This is a genomic window from Brevundimonas sp. (genome assembly GCF_041688735.1).
GTDB lineage: Bacteria > Pseudomonadota > Alphaproteobacteria > Caulobacterales > Caulobacteraceae > Brevundimonas.
This window is the reverse complement of the sequence record NZ_JBDNHO010000044.1, coordinates 1-5,132: the sequence shown is the minus strand read 5'-3', so window position 1 is coordinate 5,132 and position 5,132 is coordinate 1. Positions and strand designations below refer to the sequence as shown.

Here is a 5,132-nt window from a genome sequence, read left to right as displayed (position 1 = left end):
CTAGCGAACCGTGCCCATTGAGAGTCTTCGACGTCCGCTCCGGGTCGATCCAGCCGACGTTGCCGTCCGGCCGTCTATAGACCACGGCCAGACCACCGTGCGCCGCGTTGCGGAACAGGATCACGGGATAGCCCGTCATATCCAGCTCCATCACAGCCCGACCGACGGTCAGGGTGCGGATTTCATGTTCAGTCTCGGCGATGACCATGCCGACCGGCGGTGGGCCTTGCGGTTCGCTGGAGTCGCCGAACGCCTCGTCCTCGACGGTGTTGGGATCGCGCAGCACCATGCTGCGGGCCACCTCGCGCGCGGCGTTCTCGCTCTTTTCAGGCGAGAGGCCGCGCGGGCCAGCGTGGTGGTTCTTCAGGCGGCGCTTGTAGCGTCGGACCCGTTTCTCAAGCTTTTCGAGCGAGTCGGAAAAGGCACCATGGGCGTCCACGCCCTGTCCGGTGGTGACGATGGCTTGTCCGGTCGCGAGGCGGACCCAGCAATCCACCTTGAAGCCGTAGCCGTCTTTCGACACCACGACCTCTGCGTCTTGCGCGCCGCGTTCGAAATATTTGCCGATCCCGTCTTCGAGTTCCTGGGAGATGCGCGAGCCTAACGCTTCGCCGACATCCACGTGCTTGCCGCTGACTTGGATTTGCATAGGGACAGAACGCGACCGAACGGGAATGGTGTCAACGCCGATCACCGAAATGTGGTGACGCTTCGGCCGATGAAGACTTCGTGGAGACTTCGGAGACAAAATAGCCGCGACTTGCGAGACAAGGCATATTTGTTTGTCCCTGTCGGATATCAGCCGGTCTTCAGCATCCGCTTGCGCTCGACCGACGACGGTATGCGCAGGGCCTCGCGATACTTCGCCACGGTGCGCCGGGCGATATCGATGCCCGCCTCATTGAGAATTTCGACGATGCGATCGTCAGACAGAACGTCGCCGTCACGCGTCTCGCTCTCGATAATGGCCTTGATCCGGTGACGGACGGCTTCGGCCGAGTGTGTCGCGCCGCCATCGGACGACTGGATCGCCGCCGTAAAGAAGAATTTCAGCTCGAACACGCCACGCGGGGTCGAGACGTATTTGTTCGAGGTGACCCGGCTGACCGTGGATTCATGCATGCCGATGGCGTCGGCGACGGTCTTGAGGTTCAGCGGTCGCAGGAACTCCACGCCGAAGGCCAGGAAGGCGTCCTGCTGACGCACGATCTCGGACGACACCTTCAGTATGGTCCTGGCCCGCTGGTCGAGCGACTTGACCAGCCAGCTGGCCTGGGCGGCGCAGTCGGCGACGAAGGTCTTCTCGGTCGCCGAACGCGATCCCGCCGCCACCACCCCGTGATAGCGCTTGTCCATGATCAGGCGAGGCAAGGTGTCGCCGTTCAACTCGACCTTCCAGCCGCCGGCTGGATCGGCCCGCACATGCACGTCGGGGATCACCGTCTGAGCCGGCTCGCCGCCGAACCCCGCGCCGGGCCGCGGCGTCAGCGCCTTCAACTCGGCGATCATATCGGCCATGTCCTCAGCGTCGACGTCGCAGACCTTTTTCAGGGCCGTCAGGTCGCGCTTGGCCAGCAGGTCGAGGTTGGCCAGCATGCAGTCCATCGCCGGATCGAAGCGGTTGCGCTCGATCAGTTGCAGCTTCAGGCATTCGGGCACCGAGCGTGCCATGACGCCCGTCGGCTCGAAGCCGTGACAGATGGATAGCACCGCCTCGACGCGTTCCAGGGCAATGCCCAGCCGGTCGGCGACCTCGTCAAGTTCGCCGCGCAGATAGCCGCCCTCGTCGACCATATCGATCAGGGTCAGGGCGATGGCGTGATCCGCGGCGGTGAAGCCCGCCTGTGACGCCTGGGCCTGTAGATGTTCCCACAGGGTGGCGTCGCGCGTGTCGGGCTGCTCGCGTCCCTCGCCGTCCGGCACGCCGCCCCCGGAACCCGCCCGCGACCAGTCGTTCAGCCCGACCTGGGCCTCACCGGTCCCGACGTCCTCCATCCGGTCGGAGGTCCGCTCGCCGGGGCTGGCGTCGCCGTAGACGTCGTCGGAGCGGGCATCGAGCGTTCGGTCCGAGTCGGTGACCCGCCCGTCCTCGAAGGTCATCTCTGCGCCGTCGCCATTGTCCACGATCTCGGCCGGGGCTTCGGCCTCGCCGCCCGGTTCGCCGTCCTCGCGCTGCAACAGCGGGTTCCGCTCCAGCTCGGCCTCGACGAAGGCGTCCAGCTCGAGATTGGACAGTTGGAGCAGCTTGATCGCCTGCTGCAGCTGGGGCGTGATGACCAGCCCCTGGCCCTGCCTGATCTCCAGCCTTTGCCCGAGCACCGCGTGTCCCCCGCTCGGACCGACTTGGCCCGAAACTTGCTGGGGCGACCTTGTCGCTGAAACGGTTAACGGCGCTCTAAGCGCTCCGGTCAGGCCGTCCTATGTCGCGGAACCGATCCGCTCGAACAGACCCGCTAGCGACTTCAGCCGGGCCGCGTCAGCCCCCGTCGTCTTTTCCGAAGCGGCGGCGAGCGCTTGGGAAAGGGCCGTCGCGCCGGGCTTGTCGGCGGCACCGCCGCGCCATTGGTCGATCTGCGCGCTGACCTGACCGCCGAGATCGGCGTTGAACCCCGGCGACCGGGACAACTGGTCCAGATAGGCCTCGGCCACGTCGGGGCTGTCGGCGAAGGTGAAGCGGGTCTGGGTCTGGGGGTTGATCTCAACGGCGCGGATGCTTTCGGCCGCAGCGATCTCGGCCGCCGACAGATGGTCGCCGGGGACCAGTTTCAGCACGTCGAGGCCGCGCGCGATCTCGCTGCTGTAGATGCGGCCGTTGAACCAGTAGGCCGACCATGAGCCTCCGACATACAGCTTGTTGGCGTCGATCGGGCCGCGGTCGAAATACGCAATCTCGACCGGCTTCAGCGGATCGGTGAAGTCCATGACCGAGATGCCGCCCTGATACCAGGCCTGGACCATCAGGTCGCGGCCCGGGACCGGGATCAGATTGCCGTTGTGGGCGACGCAGTTCTCGGTCGCGCCCTGGGCCGAGGGCAGTTTGTGGAAGCTGCGGCCGGTCAGGGTGCGGTTCTCGATGGTGGCGACCATATTGGCACCCCAGGTGGCCGGGTCCGCCGCCTGGCAGCGCGCGGCGAGGCCGCCGCCCCATTCATCGGTGAAGACGACCTTGTCGCCCGCATTGTTGAAGGTGGCCGAGTGCCAGTAGGCCATGTCGGGATCGAAGATGTCGGACAGGCGGGTCGGGTTCTGCGGGTCTGAAATGTCCAGCAGGATGCCGTTGCCGCTGCACGCGCCGGCGGCCAGACCGATCTCGGGATAGACAGTGATGTCGTGGCACTGGTCAGTTTCCGCCGTGCGCTGGCTGGCGATGCCGGCGCGGCCACCGCGCCACAGGCCGGCGACGCGGCCGGTGCTGTCGGCAAAGATGCGGGGACGATTGACGATGGCGGCGTCCTGGGGCCGGTCGAGTGGCACCTTGATGATGTCGATCGAGAACAGGGCGGTCTCGGGGTTGGCGTCGGGCCGACCGTCCGAGCAGATGGCCAGTTCCCCGGTCTTGCGTACGCCCGAGGTGCCCTGGTTGTAGACATACAGGCTGCGCGGATCGGCCGGGTCCGGGACCAGGGTGTGGGTGTGCGAGCCGCGGCAGGTCTGGACGGCGGCGACCTGGCGCGGGGCGTTCAGGTCGCTGATGTCGAAGATGCGCACGCCGCGAAAGCGCTCGGCATTGACGTCGCCGGCGGCGCCGGACGTGCCGCAGTCCAGACGGCCGCGGTTCTCCTCGACCGACATGAACAGCAGGTTGCCATGCACCGAGACGTCGCCCTGACCGCCGGGACAGACCACGGACATCACCAGCCGGGGCGCGCCACGGCTGAGGTCATAGGCGTTGAAGCCGTTGAAGTTGCCGACAAACAGCCGTCCGTTCGACATCGCCATGTCGCTGTTGGCCAGGGACAGTGGGGCGTAGCGGTTTGGATTTTCCCGCATCTTGGCCATGAAGGCCTCGGCCTGGGCCTGGGTGGCCGGCGGCGAGAACATGGTCTCGGGATCGGAGAAGCCGGGGGCCGGCGCCACCGCATACTCCAGCGCCATCCCCGATGTGGCGACGCCCGCGTCGGTCAGGCCGCCGGACAGAGCGGTCCGGACGTCCGCCGCTATGGTCTGGGTCGGCACCTGGGCCTGGGCCGCCGTGGTGCCCAGCAGGACGCCGATGACGGCGACGATGGAAAGCAGGGTGCCGCGAATGTTCATGGTCGCTCTTTCGTAAAAGGAGTTCAGAGGTCAGACAAAAGGGATTGCATACGCCGGATCTCCGCCGACTGATCGGCGACGACCGAGGTGGTGAAGTCGGACAGCATCGTGTCCTGGGCCGAGTTCGGCGTCGCCAGCAGGGCGTCGACCATGTCGAGCGCGCCCTGATGATGCTGGATCATGCCCGCGAGGAACAGCCGGTCGAAGGCCGCCCCGCGCGCGGCGGCCAACGTCTGCATCTGGGCCGGAGACAGCATGCCGGCCATCACGGGCGTGTCGCTGGCCGGCATGGCGTGACCCGCCGCGTGACCCGCGTGCATCGAATGATCCATGCCCACCGTCCCGCCCATGCCCGGCATCTCCAGCGGCTGGCCGCGCGCCGTCAGCCAGTCACGCATGAGCGTCATCTCAGCCTCCTGGCTGAAGGCGATGCGCTGGCCCAGCCGCTTGACCGTCGCGTCCGCCCCTTGCGTCCGCAACAGATCGACCATCTCCACCGCCTGGGCGTGGTGAACGATCATGTGCTGCATGAAGCCGACATCGGCCCCGGTGAAGGTGGACCGGCTCAGGCGCACGGCCTCGTCCGCGCTGATCACACGCGAGGCCGCGCCCGGCGCGCCCGGCTGAAAGATCGGCGGGGACTGGAGGGTCGTCGGAGCCGCGACGAGACCCGCGAGCACGATTCCAAGGATAGTGGACAAACGCTAGGGCTCCGACAGGCCATTTCGGCTGGGCTCAGACTAGGCTCAGGACTCATTGATCATAGCCAGAAGATCACCGTGGCGGCGATAGTGATGGCAGACATGAAGGTGTGTGCGCATCGGTCGTAGCGGGTATGGATGCGTCGCCAGTCCTTGAGCCTGCCGAACATGTTCTCG

The 5,132-nt window shown here is 66.5% G+C and carries 4 protein-coding genes and 1 pseudogene; all 5 read right to left on the bottom strand.

Annotation, left to right across the window (positions count from 1 at the left end; genetic code table 11):
* Positions 1–649, bottom strand: a 649-nt coding sequence (gene hpf / locus ACESMO_RS04925) for a ribosome hibernation-promoting factor, HPF/YfiA family (protein WP_372707063.1), incomplete at its 3' end; no start/stop codon positions are given.
* A 149-nt stretch (positions 650–798) separates the two neighbouring features.
* On the bottom strand, positions 799–2,319 hold the full coding sequence (gene rpoN, locus ACESMO_RS04920) for an RNA polymerase factor sigma-54 (RefSeq protein ID WP_372707062.1): 1,521 nt from the start codon (positions 2,317–2,319) through the stop codon (positions 799–801).
* 99 nt (positions 2,320–2,418) lie between these two features.
* Positions 2,419–4,254, bottom strand: a complete 1,836-nt coding sequence (locus ACESMO_RS04915) for an LVIVD repeat-containing protein (RefSeq protein ID WP_372707061.1) — start codon at positions 4,252–4,254, stop codon at positions 2,419–2,421.
* Positions 4,255–4,277: 23 nt separating this feature from the next.
* Positions 4,278–4,955 carry a DUF305 domain-containing protein gene (locus ACESMO_RS04910; protein WP_372707060.1) on the bottom strand — a complete coding sequence of 226 codons (678 nt, stop codon included), beginning with the start codon at positions 4,953–4,955 and terminating at the stop codon, positions 4,278–4,280.
* 59 nt (positions 4,956–5,014) lie between these two features.
* Positions 5,015–5,132, bottom strand: a pseudogene (locus ACESMO_RS04905) (IS5/IS1182 family transposase); the annotation flags it as partial.

Bases quoted from the DNA above. Each gene is read 5' to 3' on its own strand.
- ACESMO_RS04915 (WP_372707061.1), bottom strand. From the start codon at position 4,254: ATGAACATTCGCGGCACCCTGCTTTCCATCGTCGCCGTCATCGGCGTC.